Annotated in this window: 16 protein-coding genes; 9 read left to right on the top strand and 7 right to left on the bottom strand. The window is 53.7% G+C overall.

The features are described from left to right. Nucleotides 1-40: 40 nt before the first annotated feature. Complete coding sequence (locus tag CC94_RS0102025; protein WP_005373504.1) at nt 41-3,004, bottom strand: ATP-binding protein; 2,964 nt, start codon at nt 3,002-3,004, stop codon at nt 41-43. A 267-nt stretch (nt 3,005-3,271) separates the two neighbouring features. On the opposite strand from CC94_RS0102025, the gene CC94_RS0102020 reads away from it, so the two are divergent. The 5 genes from CC94_RS0102020 (at nt 3,272) to dnaQ (ending at nt 8,596) form a co-directional block, all read left to right on the top strand. Continuing rightward, on the top strand, nt 3,272-3,652 hold the full coding sequence (locus tag CC94_RS0102020; protein ID WP_005373502.1) for a response regulator: 381 nt from the start codon (nt 3,272-3,274) through the stop codon (nt 3,650-3,652). Continuing rightward, on the top strand, nt 3,639-5,855 hold the full coding sequence (locus tag CC94_RS21105) for a two-component system response regulator (protein WP_005373501.1): 2,217 nt from the start codon (nt 3,639-3,641) through the stop codon (nt 5,853-5,855). The genes CC94_RS0102020 and CC94_RS21105 overlap by 14 nt, the downstream gene beginning before the upstream one ends. 119 nt (nt 5,856-5,974) lie before the next feature. Beyond that, complete coding sequence (locus CC94_RS0102010; RefSeq protein ID WP_005373498.1) at nt 5,975-7,282, top strand: NAD(P)/FAD-dependent oxidoreductase; 1,308 nt, start codon at nt 5,975-5,977, stop codon at nt 7,280-7,282. 30 nt (nt 7,283-7,312) lie between these two features. Further along, nucleotides 7,313-7,846 (top strand): YcxB family protein, encoded by a 534-nt coding sequence (locus CC94_RS0102005; protein ID WP_005373497.1) that lies wholly within the window; start codon nt 7,313-7,315, stop codon nt 7,844-7,846. 21 nt (nt 7,847-7,867) lie between these two features. Next, nucleotides 7,868-8,596 carry a DNA polymerase III subunit epsilon gene (dnaQ, locus tag CC94_RS0102000; protein WP_005373496.1) on the top strand — a complete coding sequence of 243 codons (729 nt, stop codon included), beginning with the start codon at nt 7,868-7,870 and terminating at the stop codon, nt 8,594-8,596. A gap of 190 nt (nt 8,597-8,786) precedes the next feature. Here dnaQ and CC94_RS22760 read toward each other — a convergent pair whose 3' ends face one another. Then, nucleotides 8,787-9,281, bottom strand: a complete 495-nt coding sequence (locus CC94_RS22760; RefSeq protein WP_005373495.1) for a GNAT family N-acetyltransferase — start codon at nt 9,279-9,281, stop codon at nt 8,787-8,789. A gap of 83 nt (nt 9,282-9,364) precedes the next feature. Next, a complete protein-coding gene (locus CC94_RS0101990; RefSeq protein ID WP_005373494.1) occupies nt 9,365-10,111 on the bottom strand; it encodes an SDR family oxidoreductase in 747 nt (248 codons plus the stop codon). 506 nt (nt 10,112-10,617) lie between these two features. Between CC94_RS0101990 and CC94_RS0101985 the strand changes: the two genes are divergently transcribed. Together CC94_RS0101985 and CC94_RS0101980 are read left to right on the top strand one after the other, a co-directional pair. Beyond that, complete coding sequence (locus tag CC94_RS0101985) at nt 10,618-10,860, top strand: FitA-like ribbon-helix-helix domain-containing protein (protein ID WP_005373492.1); 243 nt, start codon at nt 10,618-10,620, stop codon at nt 10,858-10,860. Continuing rightward, nucleotides 10,857-11,258 carry a type II toxin-antitoxin system VapC family toxin gene (locus CC94_RS0101980; RefSeq protein ID WP_005373479.1) on the top strand — a complete coding sequence of 134 codons (402 nt, stop codon included), beginning with the start codon at nt 10,857-10,859 and terminating at the stop codon, nt 11,256-11,258. Before CC94_RS0101985 ends, CC94_RS0101980 begins: the two co-directional genes overlap by 4 nt. 78 nt (nt 11,259-11,336) lie before the next feature. Here the strand turns inward: CC94_RS0101980 and CC94_RS0101975 are convergent, their stop codons facing one another. From CC94_RS0101975 to CC94_RS0101970, 4 genes are all read right to left on the bottom strand, one after another. Beyond that, the gene (locus tag CC94_RS0101975) at nt 11,337-11,615 is read right to left on the bottom strand and encodes an EexN family lipoprotein (RefSeq protein WP_031429630.1); all 279 of its coding nucleotides are present in this window, start codon (nt 11,613-11,615) and stop codon (nt 11,337-11,339) included. A 170-nt stretch (nt 11,616-11,785) separates the two neighbouring features. Next, nucleotides 11,786-11,998 (bottom strand): type II toxin-antitoxin system HicA family toxin, encoded by a 213-nt coding sequence (locus tag CC94_RS22755; protein WP_005373476.1) that lies wholly within the window; start codon nt 11,996-11,998, stop codon nt 11,786-11,788. Next, entirely contained in the window at nt 11,995-12,201 is a 207-nt protein-coding gene (locus CC94_RS22750; protein WP_005373474.1) for a type II toxin-antitoxin system HicB family antitoxin, read from the bottom strand. Before CC94_RS22750 ends, CC94_RS22755 begins: the two co-directional genes overlap by 4 nt. 409 nt (nt 12,202-12,610) lie before the next feature. After that, nucleotides 12,611-12,964: a hypothetical protein gene (locus CC94_RS0101970; RefSeq protein WP_031429629.1), complete on the bottom strand. Its 354-nt coding sequence runs from the start codon at nt 12,962-12,964 to the stop codon at nt 12,611-12,613. Nucleotides 12,965-13,095: 131 nt separating this feature from the next. Here CC94_RS0101970 and CC94_RS0101965 point away from each other — a divergent pair, with 131 nt between their 5' ends. Both CC94_RS0101965 and waaA read left to right on the top strand, forming a co-directional pair. Next, nucleotides 13,096-13,596 (top strand): phage integrase N-terminal SAM-like domain-containing protein, encoded by a 501-nt coding sequence (locus tag CC94_RS0101965; RefSeq protein WP_005373471.1) that lies wholly within the window; start codon nt 13,096-13,098, stop codon nt 13,594-13,596. Between the two features lie 237 nt (nt 13,597-13,833). Next, nucleotides 13,834-15,105 (top strand): lipid IV(A) 3-deoxy-D-manno-octulosonic acid transferase, encoded by a 1,272-nt coding sequence (waaA, locus tag CC94_RS0101960; RefSeq protein WP_005373469.1) that lies wholly within the window; start codon nt 13,834-13,836, stop codon nt 15,103-15,105. Nucleotides 15,106-15,221 lie beyond the last annotated feature (116 nt).

Raw genomic sequence — 15,221 nt, 5'->3', positions numbered from 1 at the left:
TCGTGACTGCGATTTTTTCGCTTCGAGAATGCCTCGGCCGTTATTTCGCTCCCAGATGGTCGGAAATCTTCAGGGTGAAACAGCTTCCGGTCCCCGGCGTGCTGACGACGCTGACATCTCCCGAGAGCAAATCGACCGCAATTTTTCGCGTCAGATACAATCCCAAGCCGGTACCCGAGGTTCTTAAGCGCAAAAAAGAGTCCAGGCGCTCGAAAGGAATGAATAGCTTCTGCATCTGCTCCGTTTCGATGCCGATGCCGGTATCCCTGATCTCGATCGATACCTTTCCGTCGGCCGCGCGCGCGGAAATCGCGACACTGCCTTGTTCGGTGTATTTGATCGCGTTGCTCAACAAGTTGATGACGCACTGCAGCACCCGTTTTTGGTCGGAATGGACAGGAAAAGGCTCGGCATCCATCGTCAGCACTAAGCCTTTTTCCTGCGCCTGAGCCTTTACCGTATCGGTTGCCTGGGAGACGAGGGCGTGCAGGTCGAAATCGCTCGGAAAGACATCGATGCGTCCGGCTTCGATCTTGGAAATATCGATGATGTCGGTGATCAGGTCGAGCAGATGCCGTGCAGACCGGGCGACGCGGCTCAATTGATCGCGCTGGCGTTCGTTCAGGTCGCCGGACAAGCCTTGCAATAAAATGCCGGTGAAGCCGATGATCGCATTGAGCGGCGTGCGCAGTTCATGCGACATGGTGGCGATGAACATCGATTTGGTGCGGTCGGCCGATACGGCGGCTTCCTTGGCTTGAAGCAGTTGCCTTTCTATTTCCTTTTGCTGGGACATGTCGGTAACGATATTGGCGACGTATTGTGGGTTGCCGCCTTCATCGCATACCGCAAAGAAGTTGTCGAGCGTCGGGATGCGTTTTCCGTGGCTCTTGCCCAGTTCGAGTTCGCCGATCCATTGGCCGTGGCCGAGCAGTTTCGGCAGGACTTCGGAGCTGAGCCTGCGGGCGGCCTCTTCGGTGTAATAGTCGGTCAATACTTTGGAAGGATCGAAAGGAATCCCGAGCGAAGCCAGCGTTTTTTTCAGGGCAGGATTCATATAGATGACTTCGCCCTGCATTTTGGCCATCCCCATGCCCTGGCCGGCGCTTTCCGAAAACCAGCGGAATGCCCGCAGCGTTTCTTCGGTTTGTTTCAGTTGGGTAATGTCGACATGGCAGCCCAGAATGCGGGTGGGCCGCCCCTCCTGATCCCAGGCGACCGCTTCGCCGCGCGAACGGATCCAGAGATAGGAACCGTTTTTGTGCCGTAAACGGAATTCCGATTCATAGGCGGATTTTTTCCTTTCGATATATTCGAAGTTGTCCGCAATGGCGCGATCCTTGTCCTCCGGGTGCAGCCGGCTTTCCCATTCCAGATAATGCCCTGCTATTTCATGGTCTTCGTAGCCGATCTGGCGTTTGTATTCGGGAGTAAACATGACGCTGTCATCCACGATATTCCAGTCCCATACGCCGATATCCGCCGCTTTCGTCGCCAGGCGCAAACGCAGTTCGCTTTCCCTCAAAGTGGCTTCGGCCTGCCGGCGGTCGGCCGCTTCCGCAAGCAACTCGGCGTTCAATTTGATCAGTTCGACAGTGCGTTCCCTGACCTTGGCTTCCAGTTCCAGATTGGCGGCGCGCAGTTTGTCTTCGGCTTCTTTTCTTTTGACGACTTCGAAGGCGAGGGAGGCGAGGTCGGCAATCGAACCGGCGAAGTTTTGTTCGTCCAGCGTCCAATGCCTTTTTGTCCCTACATGCTCATGACAGATGACGCCGATCATTTCGTTGCCGAACTGGATGGGGGCGTCCAGCAGGGAGGTAATGCTGAATTGAGGCAGGTAATGGTCGCGGAACTCCTGCGTGACCGGATCTGCGAACGTATCGTCGACCGCGATATTGCGGGCGCCCAGCAAGGCGGCGAAATAGGAAGGATAGTCGGCGGTCGACAGCTTCCCGCCGGAAAGGTGGCGGTTGCTGCCCAGTTCGTAAAGGTCGGCGCAGCAAAGCGCGGTACGGTCGTCGTTGAACAGCCAGATGCTCGCCCGTTCGACTTCCAGCGTCGCCGCGGACGTTTCGGTCATGATTTTCAGCGTGGCGTAAAGATCGCCGGAACTGATCGAATCGCCGAGCGCGATGCGGGACAGTGCGAGATTTTGCCTTTTCAGCCGTTTTTCGTTGCTCCGCAGGGCATTTTGCTCGCGGCGGTGCACTTCCAGATAGTCGGCCAGAATCAACGTCAGCGTTATTCCTGCCAGCAATACGTTCCAGGACAACCAGTTGCGGGACAGCCCGGAATAAGCCGCAACGGATGCCTTGACCGGCGCGGAATGGCTCTGCGTCAGGCGGGTTTCGAATTGATGGACGATAAAAAATCCGCACATTGTCAGGCCGATGCAGGGCGCGACGAGCGGAAACAGCAGTCCTCTGCGGCTTTCCTTCCGGTTCCAGACCAGCAGCAGCGGCGTCATGACAAGCATGCCCGCCGCATCCCCAACCCACCAGGTGAACGCCGCTTCGGAATAATGCCCGAAGTCCATTTGCCGCGACAGCAACAGGCCGAGGCAACCGGCGGCGGCGCCGACGGTCCCGGAGCCGAAGCAGATCAGAGTAAAACGTTTGATATCCCGCAACGTTTCCGGCGCCAGTCCGGAAAAGCTGAGTTTGAACAGATAGCCGGCAAGGGCGAATTCAAGCATCGAGCCGAACGCCATGATGGCCGCTCCCGAAACGGCCGGCATCGCCATGCCGCCCTGCTGGCTTAAATAGAGCAGGTTATAGGCGAACGATCCGAGCCCTGCGCCGATGACGAGCCGGTAACCGCAAACCAGCACGGCGGCAAGCGAAATTCCCGACGCCGGCCAAATAGCCATCGCGTTGCCGGCAAATTCGGAGGCATTGAAAGCGGCAAGCCGGGCGGCCAGATAATAAACCAGCGCCATCAGCAAAATGGCGCCCGTCTCTCTGACTAAAGGCTGGGTCGGCAAAACTTTGCGAAGAGACAACATGATCGGCTTTTAGCGGGTTCCGGCGGAAAGGGGGCACGTTGAAAGCAAATGCCTCGACAGGAAAGCGGGTTTCTCCGAAGCCTTGAACAAACCCTGCTGGATTCTATTCTTGAATCGGCAAAACTACAAGGCGGGAATCGGGCGATAATAAGGCATAATCCGACAAGACGAGGCGGATAAACCACTATCCTTCCGGTTAATTCGCAATTTTTGAGGGCAGGTGCTACACTTGCCGCATATTCAGTATTGCGGCGGCGGGAGATGGGAATGGCCTCGGTTCTGGTTATTGAGGACAATGAAGATAATCTGGAATTGATCCGGTTCATTCTTGAGGCGCACGGTTACCGTGTCGACCATGCCGCTTCCGGCCTTGAAGGCGTTGCACGCGCGTTGACGCTGATTCCAGACTTCATTCTGCTCGATATTCAGCTTCCCGACATCGACGGCGAGGAAGTGCTCAGGCGCATTCGCGAGCAGGAGGCCGGCCGGCACATTCCGATCATCGCGGTGACTTCCTATGCCATGTCCGGCGACCGGGAACGTTTGCTGGCGGCCGGATGCAACGGTTATATCGAGAAACCCATCGATCCTTATACGATCATCGGGCAGATCATGATGGTTGTTAGCCAGTCCTATGATAAATCATGAATCGATTGTATTGATCGCGGAAGACGAGGAGAACTCCCGCGTATTGCTGGAGAATACCCTGTCGGCGGTCGGTTATCGGGTGCTTTCCGCGTCGAATGGGCAAGAGGCGATCGCTCTGGCGAAAACCTGCACGCCCGACATTATCGTGTCCGACATTCTGATGCCGGTCATGGACGGCTACGCGCTTTGCCGTTGCATCAAAAAGGATGAGGCCCTCAAACAGGTGCCGTTCATTTTCTATACGGCCACTTATACGGATCGCGAAGACGAAGTCCTGGCGCTGTCGCTGGGAGCCGACCGGTTTATCGTAAAACCGGTCGAAATGCAGGAACTGCTCCGGATCATGGAAGAAACGATCGAATCTTCTTCCAAAGGCAAAGCGTCGGTGCGCGAGCCCCAGCTGCCGGACGAGCAACTCGAACAGATGCATAACGAACGGTTGCAGTCCAAACTCAATAATAAACTGGCCGAACTGGATAGCGAGCGCAAGCGCCTGCTGGAGAGCGAACAACGCTTCCGCGATTATGCGGAAGCCTCTTCGGACTGGTTTTGGGAGTCGGATCGCGATATGGTGATCACCAAGATAACCAGCGGCCCGCCGGAGCTTTTGTTTTTCGGATTGTCCGGACTGGCGAAGCGGATCGAATGCGCTACGGACCCGGTCGACGATCCCCATCAGGGCTATCTGGAGTCCTTGCGGCAGAAGAAAGCGTTTCAGGATGTGATCCTGGAATTCGAAGGCAGCAATCAGCGCTTGCTGACCATCCGTTTTTCGGGAAAACCGTATTATGACAGTCACGGCGAATTTCAAGGCTACCGCGGCGTGGGCCGCGACATGACCGAAACGGTCGCGCTGATCCATCAAATCGAATATCTCGCCACTCACGACGAACTGACCGGCCTGCCGAACCGCTCGCATTTCTGGGAGTGTTTGAACCTGGCCTTGAGCCGCGCCCGGCTCAACGTGTGCCGGCTGAGCCTGCTGTTCATCGATGTCGATCATTTTAAACGCATCAACGACACGTTGGGACACGATGCCGGCGATCAGTTGCTGCAGGAGATCGCGGCCCGGATTCGGCGAACGATCCGGGAGCATGACACCATTGCCCGCATCGGCAGCGACGAGTTCGTTCTGCTGATCGAAGAAGAATATCCCAGCGGCGCCCACCGGGTGGCGCTCGATATTCTGAAGCAATTCGAAGCGCCGATACTGGTGCGCGAACAGCGAATTTTCGTGACGGTCAGCATCGGGCTCAGCGTCTATCCCGACGATACGCAGCAGGCGAAGATGCTGCTTTCCTACGCGGATCTCGCCATGTACCGCGCCAAGGAACAAGGCCGCAACAGCTTCCAGTACTTTACCGACGAACTGAATCTGGCGGCGCACGAATGGCTGTCGATCGAAAACGGTTTGCATCAGGCGCTGGAACGGAACGAGCTGTTCCTGCTTTACCAGCCGCAAATCGACCTCAAGAGCCGGCGTCTCATCGGCGTGGAAGCATTGATCCGGTGGCGGCATCCGGAGCGGGGGCTGATCATGCCGGATAAATTCATTCCGATTGCTGAACAATCCGGCCTGATCGTGAACCTCGGGCGATGGTGTCTGGACACCGCATGCCGGCAAATACGCGCTTGGGACAGCGAAAATTTTTACGTGCCGCGCGTAGCGGTCAATATTTCCGCCCGGCATGTGCGCAACAGCCGAATTTCCGAAGATGTGTGTGCGGCGCTAGCCGCTCACGGCGTCGAACCGGGCAGGATCGGCATCGAAATCACCGAGCATACCCTGCTTGAGAATGTCGATACCATCAGCCATACGCTGAACGACATGCATCGGCGCGGCACCTATCTGGCGCTGGACGATTTCGGTACCGGTTATTCCTCGCTGGGCTATCTCAAACTTTTACCCGTGGACGAACTCAAGATCGATCGCAGCTTCATCCGCGGCGTTGCTGAGCGGGACGACGACATCGCCATCGTCAAGGCCGTGATAGCGCTCGGCAAAACCCTCGGCAAGAAAGTGCTTGCCGAGGGCGTGGAAAATTTCGAGCAAGCCGGCGTACTGGAGGCACTGGGCTGCGACGCCATTCAGGGTTATCTGGTCGCCAAGCCTCTGTCCTCGGTAGAGGTGAAGTCGTGGACTGCACCGCCGCTGCCTTTCGAAGAACCCGGGCAAGCCGGCACTGTCATCGATACGGCCTGAGGCCGGCAGCGTACACCACGCGCTGACGCCGCCGCTGTCTTTTCAATAAAATCCGCTTCGTCCTGACTGATTCGATATAATGGGCGCCTTTCGAATCAATCTGATGCTGAAGGGCGGCCATGGCGGAGAGGAATAACGAAAAACACAAGATCGTGATCGTCGGCGGCGGCGCATCCGGACTGGAGTTGGCGACCCGACTGGGCCGCAAGCTCGGCAAAAAAGGGCTGGCGGAAGTGACGCTGTTCGACGCCGCTTCGACCCATATCTGGAAGCCTTTATTGCACGAAGTCGCGGCCGGCACGCTGGACGAATCCGAACAGGTCGAATATCTGGCCCAGGGTTATCGGAACCGTTTCCGCTTCCGGCTCGGCCGGATGGAAGGGCTGAATCGCGCCAAAAAGGAAATCACGATCGCGCCGACCTTGAGCGACAGTGGCGAGGAACTGATTCCGCGGCGGACGTTCGGTTACGACACGCTGGTGATGGCGGTCGGCAGCGTCAGCAATTCTTTCAATATCCGGGGCGTTACCGAGCATTGCCTGTTCCTCGACACGACGCAGCAGGCTTTCCGCTTTCAACGGCAGTTGGTCGAGACTTATATCAAGACCTTTGCGGATGAGCGACGCATCCATGAGAAGCCGCTGTCGATCGTGATCATCGGCGCCGGGGCAACCGGCGTGGAACTGGTCGCGCAACTGCACGAAGTGACCAATCTGCTGGCGGTGTACGGGCTTCGCGAATCCACCAACGTCCGGCTGACGATTATCGAGGCCGCGCCGCAGCTCTTGCCGGCGCTGCCGGGCAAACTTGCCGAGGCGACCAAGCAGCAGTTGCTCAAGCTGGGCGTCGACCTTAAACTCGGCTGCCGGGTCACCGAAGTGACCGAGGAACACATCAAGACCCACGACGGCGAAATCATCCCGGCCGATCTGAAGGTCTGGGCCGCCGGCATCAAGGGGCCGGACTGGCTGAAGCAAGTGGACGGTCTCGAAACCAATCATCTGAACCAGCTGGTCGTCGACGAATGCCTGCAGACCTCCGATCCGTCGATCTTCGCGATGGGCGACTGCGCGGCCTGCGCCTGGCCGGGGCATCCCGGCAATATCCCGCCGCGCGCGCAGGCCGCGCACCAGCAGGCGTCGGCATTGTACAAAACGCTGCGTAACCGGCTGGCCGGCAAGCCGCCGGTCAAGTTCGTCTACTACGATTACGGTTCGCTGGTGTCGCTCGGCAAATATACGACCGTCGGCAATCTGATGGGCAACCTGATGGGCACGGTCAGCGTCGGCGGGTTCATTGCCCGGGTCGTGTACCTGTCCTTATACAAGATGCACCAGGTCGCGATCCACGGCTATTTCCGGACCGCCATGCTGACGCTCTCCAATTTATTCAGACGCACGGTGCACGCGATGATCAAGCTGCACTGATTTTTTCTTCAATATTATTAAAACAAGAACATGCTGGAAATAGAATACGAGTTCAGAGAAGAAGATCTGGTCAATTTCAACGAAGCGCAATACCTGAATTCGAAAGACGTTCAAAACCAAATCAACAAAAATCGCTGGATCGTGCCGAGCATCATGGTGCTGATCGGCATGTTTTATTATTACTATTACGGAGACGCCAAGTCGGCGGGTTACGTCGGGCTGGTCGCGGCGCTGTGGGCGCTGCTGTCGCCGAAAGTGATGATGTACGACATGCGCCGGCAAATTCTGAAGCATTACACGCCGCAGGAAAAGAAAGCGATGTTCGGCACCTATACGTTGACGATCGATCCGGCCAATCCGGCTTATCTGTTCGAGCAATCGCCGAGCGGCAAGAACAAAATGCTTTGGAAAGACCTGGTTCGGGTCGAATACGGCAAGCGCTATGTCTACATCTACATTACCCTGAATACCGCGCTGGTGATACCGGTCGAGACGGTCAAGAAAGGGGAGCTGGAGAAATTCGCCGAGCAGGCCGAGAAAATGATCGAGCGCTATGCAGGCTAGAGCAGCTAGGGAATCATCCTGATGAATATGCGATCGACCAATCCCCGCATCGTGGTGCTCGACACCGAAACGACCGGCCTGAGCCCGGAACAGGGCCACCGGGTCATCGAAATCGGCTGCGTCGAACTGGTTAACCGGCGCCTGACCGGCAACCGGTTTCATGTTTACATCAACCCGGAACGGGTGATCGACGCCGGAGCGATCGAAGTGCACGGGATCACCAACGAGTTTCTGGAAGACAAGCCGCGCTTCGCCGGCGTTGCGGAGGATTTTCTGGCGTTTGTGCAGGGCGCCGAACTGGTCATTCACAATGCGCCGTTCGATGTCGGCTTCATCAACCACGAATTCGCTCTGCTCGACGATCCGCTGGCGTCGATAACCGAGTACTGCCAAGTCTTCGACACGCTCGCCTTCGCGCGCCAGAAACATCCGGGCCAGCGTAACAGCCTGGATGCGCTCTGCAAGCGTTACGGCGTCGACAACAGCCAGCGCGAACTGCACGGCGCATTGCTCGACGCGGAAATTCTCGCCGACGTTTATCTGTTGATGACCGGCGGGCAGTTTTCGCTGCTCGATGAAGCCTCCGAGGTCCAGGCGGCGGTAGCGGTCGAATCCGGCCTGGTCCAGCGCATTGCGTCCGACCGGCCGCGTTTGAAGGTGATTGCCTGCGATCCGGGGGAACTGGAAGCGCACCGGCAGCGTCTGGCCGCGATCGAGAAAGCGGGCGGCGTGTGTTTATGGAACCGTTGATTCGATTGCAACCCACGCCGCCTGGTAGCCCTGTAGGTCGGGCAACCGCTTTATCGTTGCCCGACGTTCATGTGGCGATCCTGCTTCGGAATATGGCGCGGGTCTGAAACCCTGCCACCTTTCAAGGCATTGGAAATGTCGGGCGCAAAAAGCGCGTGCCCGACCTACGCGACTGATGAAAAACATGAGATTATGCCTCAATCCGCTGTATTTCTTTTGCCATTTTAACCAATTCAAAAGATTCTCCATTTGACAAGCCCTGCCTGAATCTCTCCAATTCAGAAAAGCCGCATTTTTTGTAAAAAGGCTCGCCAGAAAGTGTAGCGGTCAGATATAAAGTCTGAATACCTTTATGCAAACATTCATTTTCGCAGGCCGCAAGGAGGCGCGTGGCAACACCTCTTCGGGCACAATCCGGATGTACGAAAAAGCCCCTTATTTCCGCTTTCTGAGCGTCGGAAGCGTCGATTGTCCAACCTCCACAGCCGATGAAGCTATTTTGATACTCGGCGACAAAAAAACTGCCGGCGGAAATCAATTCTTCGATGCCGCTTACTAACTCCAATGCTGTTTCAATCTCCGACTGTTTATAGTATGGCGATTGAAGTATTCGGGCTGATTTTGAAATTAACGCCCGAATACGAGCAAGATTTTTCAAACTGGCTTTATAGATATTTGGATCCATAATCTAACGCTGCAAATCAACGGTAGACAAAGCGCAGCGAAGCGACGCTTTTGACTGTCCCGGTGCATTTCCCTTGTTAGACATCATTTTCCACCCGCCAAATCGATAAATGTGCCGGTTGTATAGGATGCCTCTTCAGATAGCAGCCAGAGGATTGCATTCGCGACTTCGGCTGGCTGCCCGCCCCGCTTCATCGGCAACGATTCTTTTATACGATCTACCCGCCCTGGCTCACCGCCATCAGCATGCATGTCCGTATAGATAAATGCAGGACGTACCGCGTTAACGCGAATTCCTTCTTCCGCAACCTCTTGGGACAAACCTATAGTAAGCGTGTCGATCGCGCCCTTTGATGCCGCATAGTCAACATATTCGCCCGCTGAACCGAGTCTCGATGCGGCAGACGATACATTTACGATGGCTCCGCCATGGCCCCCATGTTTTGTTGACATGCGCCTCACTGCCTCCCTTGCACATAGAAAAGAGCCGACCACGTTCGCCGCGAAAATCCGATGTAGTCGCGCCGCATCGATATCCTCGACTCGCATTTGCTTCTCAAGAATACCGGCATTATTAACTAGCGCCGATATTGGCCCGAGTTGCTCATCTATGACTTTAAACAGATTTTTGACTTCCGATTCCAGTGAAACATCTGCCGCGACAGCAATGGCATTGCCGCCTTTCGATTTGATCTCATCAACGACTGCTTCAGCGGCTGCCTGATTCTTTCGATAGTTGATGCAAACGGTATATTCGCGCGCTGCCGCAAGCAGTGCGGTTGCAGCGCCAATTCCACGACTGCCGCCAGTAATGACTAGCACTTTATTCATAAGTAATGCTCATAGACGTATCTGTTCCTTCGAACTGTGGTTCTTGCCGCTCAACGCCAAGCTAAGGGCCGTAGGGCGTTTTCGCGATAGCAGAACGCCAACCGGCTTCAAAGCGATGGCGGATTGCCTATCGGCGAATCCGCCTTACCGGGTTTTCGCTGCGATGACTGCGGGCATACGCAATGCCGCGACCTGAACGCGGCAATCAATATCGAGTGGGAAGGCCTTCGCCTTGCCGCCGAAGGGGCGGGTAACGCCCTGTGTGGCACTATAAAACCGAAGGTTAATCCGCGGATAGTTGAACTTTTACGACGCCTTGGACGGAACAAGCCGAGGAAAAGTAAGGGATCATTCCAATCAACCGAGCACACACCCAAGAAACCGCCGAACAACAGCCATCTGGCTCGGTTTTTCCAACGAACTTAATCGAAGGCAACGCTTTTCACTTGACATTATGCCAAAAGAAACCATAATGAAACCTTATTGGTTCTCAGCGAGATTATAATATGGCTACTTTGACACTTAAAAACATACCAGACAATCTTTATAACCAATTAAAGGAAGCGGCCAAATTACATCACAGAAGCATTAACAGTGAAATTCTGTATTGCGTGGAACGCACCATCAACCCTCACAAAATTAATGTTAACGAACATTTGGCAATGGCGAAGCAGTTGAGGGCTAAAACCGCAAATTACTTATTAACAGACGAAAAAATCGATAAAGCTAAGTCTGAAGGCAGACCATGATTGTTGCCGATACTAACACAATTGCCTATCTCTACTTCAACAGCGAGAAATCCGCTCAAGCGGAACAACTGTTGATACTTGAACCGAAATGGATTGCCCCCAATCTTTGGAAAAGTGAGTTTCGTAACGTGTTAACGCTCTATTTGCGAAAAAACATTTTAACTTTTGATGAAATTCTGTTGATTACCCAACAGGCTGAAAACTTGATGCTTGAAAATGAGTACGAGGTTTCATCCGCTCACATTTTACAATTGGTAAACGCCAGTAATTGCTCTGCATACGACTGTGAATTTGTTGCTTTGGCAAAGCTCTTAAGTATTCCGCTAATCACGGCGGATAAAAAAATTATTAACGAGTTTCCCGATATTGCTAGAACGATTGATAGCTTTATTGCCTAACGTTGGAGGTAACCGGACTGCCGTTTGCGGCAGGTCCGGTTAACCGAATTGTTAGCCTGATGACAGCGAAGTGGTGTTTTATTTTTTGTCATTTTTCTCGAAAGTTAATGGGGCTGGAGCCTTAATTCCACCGCGTTTACTCCAAACCGAAGACGAGTCGGCACGACTGGCATTTACACAATTGGGTTTAGCTGCCAACTCACCAGGATTTGAGTTGCATTTGGCAAGCTGAGCTTTGCGCTCAGCAGGATGCTCTTTAAACCATTCGACAGTTTGGACAACCTCTTGTGCATTTCCTTCCTTGCAGCCTACCAAGACTGCAACCAACGCGAGCATCATTACTACATCTTGCTTCATGTGGAACTTCCCTTCTAACAAGGATAACGTAAAGGTAAGGCGCGCGCCGTGGACAAGCCTTAAACGAAACCGCCGAACCCGATTAAAAAGCAATCCTTCAAAACCGCCTTAGGGCGGCGCGTCCCTTTGACCGTTTTGTTAGGCTGTAGAGAACGGTTAAAGCCAAGAACTCATAAATCGCTCGGATTAAGCCCAGTATGTTTGGCTATTCGAGTCAGCATACGAGGCCCGATTTCTTCGCCGTCATGAAAGGCGAACACAAAATCAGGCCAACCATCACGGGATAAGGTACGATGAGAGCCGGATTGACGCTTAATGCTCCAGCCAATGTAAAGTAGAGCAGCAAGAACACGTTTAGCCTTTGTAGAAGGCCATTGGCTCATGCCGCTACGAACTCAATACTGATTGGCACAGGCTGACTTTCCCCTATTTCAATTCGTTCTGCGAGCACTCGCAGAGCCAATGTTTCCGCCTTAGCCATTGCTTCATTGGCGGAAACACCGTAAGTAAGCACGCCAGGAAGTTCTGGCACTTCGGCTAACCAGCGACCATCAGCTTCGCGTTCATACTCAATATGAAAATTCATGCTGCCCCCATTGTAAGGAAATTAGTGGCTTATTGTACGCCTGCTATGCAAAGAAACCTAGCAACGCCTAACGTTACGGTAAGGGGCGCGCCGTTCACAGAGCTTAAACGAAGCCGCCGAACCTTGATAAAAAACCAAACTTCAAAACCGCCAACGGGCGGCGCGTCGCCTTGACCGACTTGTTGGGCCGAATTATGAAAACCAGACCAACAAGTAACTAACCAAAAAACACAAATATGACTATTGAAACTGAAAACTATGTTATTGAAACACCAGAAACGTACTTTGAAATAAGCACAGATGCCGGAAAACTAGCCTTGCTCGAATAGCTTGAAAAACTTAAGGCACAAAATAAAGAGCTTGTTTGTATGCTACCAGAAGGTAGTGCCTTATTAAAAAAGATTTACTATTACACAAGTACACCAAGAGCTTGAAATAATAACCCAAGAGCAATTAAAAACATACCGCGCTTAAAGCTTTCATGTTCAGCTTTTTGACGCTTGAACTCAATTGCTCCGCCGTCACAAAACAACCCGTAGTATGGCGGTTTTAATGATGCGATTGTAACACCGACAATATCAATGTTGAGACCGAGCAAGGATAGAAATTTGTTAAATGCAGTTTCGCCAGAAAATCCGTGACTAACAAAGAACCAAACCCATATAAGCAATGTTGTGAATATGAGTATCATTTTATGAAAAGTTGTCCACTCAACTTTAATCTCGTTGTCAGGAGGGTATTTTGGGTTTTCTAGATCACTCATATTTGGCCGCCCAACGTTAAGTAGACACCTATACAGGTGTATATTAATCTACGATTATCGGTGTATAACGCCACTCTGATAATCTGCTAAACTGGATACTACAATATTTAATTATTGATAGCAACCTCTTTATGCTAACGAAAAATACACCTCCAAAGCTCCTAGATCAAGTCCGTGACCGGATTCGCGTCAAGCACTATAGTATCCGTACCGAGAAGCTTTACGTGCAGTGGATCAAGCGGTTTATTTTGTTTCACGGTAAACGCCATCCGTTAGAAATGGGTGCAATGGAAATTGAAACTTTTTTGACGCATCTCGCAGTGGAAGGCCAGGTATCGGCTTCAACACAAAACCAAGCATTGTCCGCTTTACTATTTTTGTACAAAGAAATCCTTTTAATCGATTTGCCCTGGCTGGATAATATCGTGCGTGCCAAGCAACCGCAATGTTTACCCAGTGTGTTGACGCGAACCGAGGTGAGCACCGTGCTGGCGCGGATGAGCGGAGTCTATGGATTGATGGCAAATCTCCTTTACGGCACGGGCATGCGCTTGATGGAGTGTGTACGCCTCAGAGTGAATGTTCTCAACAAGGGCGGAAGAGGAGTTGTAAGCCCATTAGATCGGTTATGACGCTGTTTTTCCTAAAAAAACGATCGAATGCAGCCCTTCGCCGGACGGGTTTGGTAAACCCGTCCGGATCTTTTCTCCGAAGTTCAGGCAATGACTGAAACGTTGAAGACGGAACTACAAACTCCGTTTTGCCGTAATACTGCCGGAGCGGATTTCTTCCGGGTGTTGCTATAATGGGCCGGTTGAGTTTTCAATCGGAAAGCGATTCCCTTCCCGTAGCCGAAACAGTAGCCTTTGATGCGTGCGCTCTATACCGTTCTGTTCTATCTTTTAACGCCGTTTATTTTGCTGCGGTTACTCTGGCGCAGCCTTAAGGCTTCGGCCTACCGCCGCCGCTGGAACGAGCGTTTCGGCTTTTACGATAAAATCTATTCCCAAAACGTTGTCTGGTTCCATGCGGTGTCGGTCGGCGAGGCCGAGGCGCTGTTTCCGCTGCTGAAGGTGTTGCAGGCGCGGCGGCCCGAATGGCGCCTGCTGATCACGACCACCACTCCGACCGGTTCGGCCAGGGTGCAGGCGGTGTTCGGCGGCAAAGCGGAGCATGCGTATCTACCCTACGACATGCCGTTCGTGATCGGACGGTTTCTGAGTACCTTCAAGCCGTGCTTTGCGGTAATCATGGAAACCGAGATCTGGCCGAACCTGTACGCGGCCTGCGGCCGGCAGCAAATTCCACTGTTTTTGATCAACGCCCGCCTGTCCGAAAAATCCGCGCGCGGCTATCGAAAGATTCCTTCGCTGATTCGTCCGGCGCTGAAACACGTCAGCCTGATCGCCGCGCAAACCGCGGATGATGCGGAACGGTTTGTGCAGATCGGCGCGAAGCCGGATTCGGTCAAGGTAATGGGCAACATGAAGTTCGACATCGAGATCGCCGAAGAGACGCTGGCGCAGGGCAGGCGGCTCAAAGCTTCGATCTTTGGCGACCGTTTCGTCTGGATTCTCGCCAGCACGCACAAAAACGAGGAAGCGCCGTTTCTGGACCTTTATCCTGAAATCAAGGCAAAAATCCCGAATCTGCTGCTGGCGATCGTGCCCCGGCATCCCGAGCGTTTCAGCGAGGTCAAGAATCTGTGCGAGGAACGCGGGCTGAAAGCCGTGATGCGCACGTCGGGGAGTCACTGTACGGCCGAAACCGATGGGTATATCGCCGATACGATGGGCGAGCTCAAGATGCTTTACGCGGCGGCTGACGTGGCTTTCATCGGCGGCAGCCTGGTGCCGGTCGGGGGGCACAATCTGCTGGAAGCGGCTGCGGCCGGGGTGCCGCTGATGTTCGGACCCTACATGGCCAACTTCAAGGAGATTGCCGCCGGCGTATTGGCGCGCCAGGCCGCGCTGCAGTGCCGGTCTCCGGAAGAAATTACCGCGATACTCCTTTCGTTATATGCCGACCCGGAGCGGCGGGAGGAGCTGGCGGATCGGGCCAGGGCGTTTTTAAACGAAAACCGGGGCGCGATCGCGGCGATTGCCGAGCTGATAGAAGCTGCGATGCTGAAAGGCCGGTAATTCAGCAATATGTATTTGGGCGTTACTCTGGGGAATGAAAATGTAGGGCGGAACGCGATAGCGGTTCCGCCATATGCAATTCCCAATTGGCGGAACCGCTATCGCGTTCCGCCCTA

Origin of the sequence: Methylomicrobium agile, from assembly GCF_000733855.1 — a bacterium.
GTDB lineage: Bacteria > Pseudomonadota > Gammaproteobacteria > Methylococcales > Methylomonadaceae > Methylomicrobium > Methylomicrobium agile.
Note: the sequence above shows the minus strand (reverse complement) of the source record. Positions and strands in the feature narration are given on the sequence as shown.

Coding starts and splice junctions, on each gene's coding strand:
- CC94_RS0102025 (WP_005373504.1), bottom strand. CDS start 3,004: ATGTTGTCTCTTCGCAAAGTTTTGCCGACCCAGCCTTTAGTCAGAGAG.
- CC94_RS0102020 (WP_005373502.1), top strand. CDS start 3,272: ATGGCCTCGGTTCTGGTTATTGAGGACAATGAAGATAATCTGGAATTG.
- CC94_RS21105 (WP_005373501.1), top strand. CDS start 3,639: ATGATAAATCATGAATCGATTGTATTGATCGCGGAAGACGAGGAGAAC.
- CC94_RS0102010 (WP_005373498.1), top strand. CDS start 5,975: ATGGCGGAGAGGAATAACGAAAAACACAAGATCGTGATCGTCGGCGGC.
- CC94_RS0102005 (WP_005373497.1), top strand. CDS start 7,313: ATGCTGGAAATAGAATACGAGTTCAGAGAAGAAGATCTGGTCAATTTC.
- dnaQ (WP_005373496.1), top strand. CDS start 7,868: ATGAATATGCGATCGACCAATCCCCGCATCGTGGTGCTCGACACCGAA.
- CC94_RS22760 (WP_005373495.1), bottom strand. CDS start 9,281: ATGGATCCAAATATCTATAAAGCCAGTTTGAAAAATCTTGCTCGTATT.
- CC94_RS0101990 (WP_005373494.1), bottom strand. CDS start 10,111: ATGAATAAAGTGCTAGTCATTACTGGCGGCAGTCGTGGAATTGGCGCT.
- CC94_RS0101985 (WP_005373492.1), top strand. CDS start 10,618: ATGGCTACTTTGACACTTAAAAACATACCAGACAATCTTTATAACCAA.
- CC94_RS0101980 (WP_005373479.1), top strand. CDS start 10,857: ATGATTGTTGCCGATACTAACACAATTGCCTATCTCTACTTCAACAGC.
- CC94_RS0101975 (WP_031429630.1), bottom strand. CDS start 11,615: ATGAAGCAAGATGTAGTAATGATGCTCGCGTTGGTTGCAGTCTTGGTA.
- CC94_RS22755 (WP_005373476.1), bottom strand. CDS start 11,998: ATGAGCCAATGGCCTTCTACAAAGGCTAAACGTGTTCTTGCTGCTCTA.
- CC94_RS22750 (WP_005373474.1), bottom strand. CDS start 12,201: ATGAATTTTCATATTGAGTATGAACGCGAAGCTGATGGTCGCTGGTTA.
- CC94_RS0101970 (WP_031429629.1), bottom strand. CDS start 12,964: ATGAGTGATCTAGAAAACCCAAAATACCCTCCTGACAACGAGATTAAA.
- CC94_RS0101965 (WP_005373471.1), top strand. CDS start 13,096: ATGCTAACGAAAAATACACCTCCAAAGCTCCTAGATCAAGTCCGTGAC.
- waaA (WP_005373469.1), top strand. CDS start 13,834: ATGCGTGCGCTCTATACCGTTCTGTTCTATCTTTTAACGCCGTTTATT.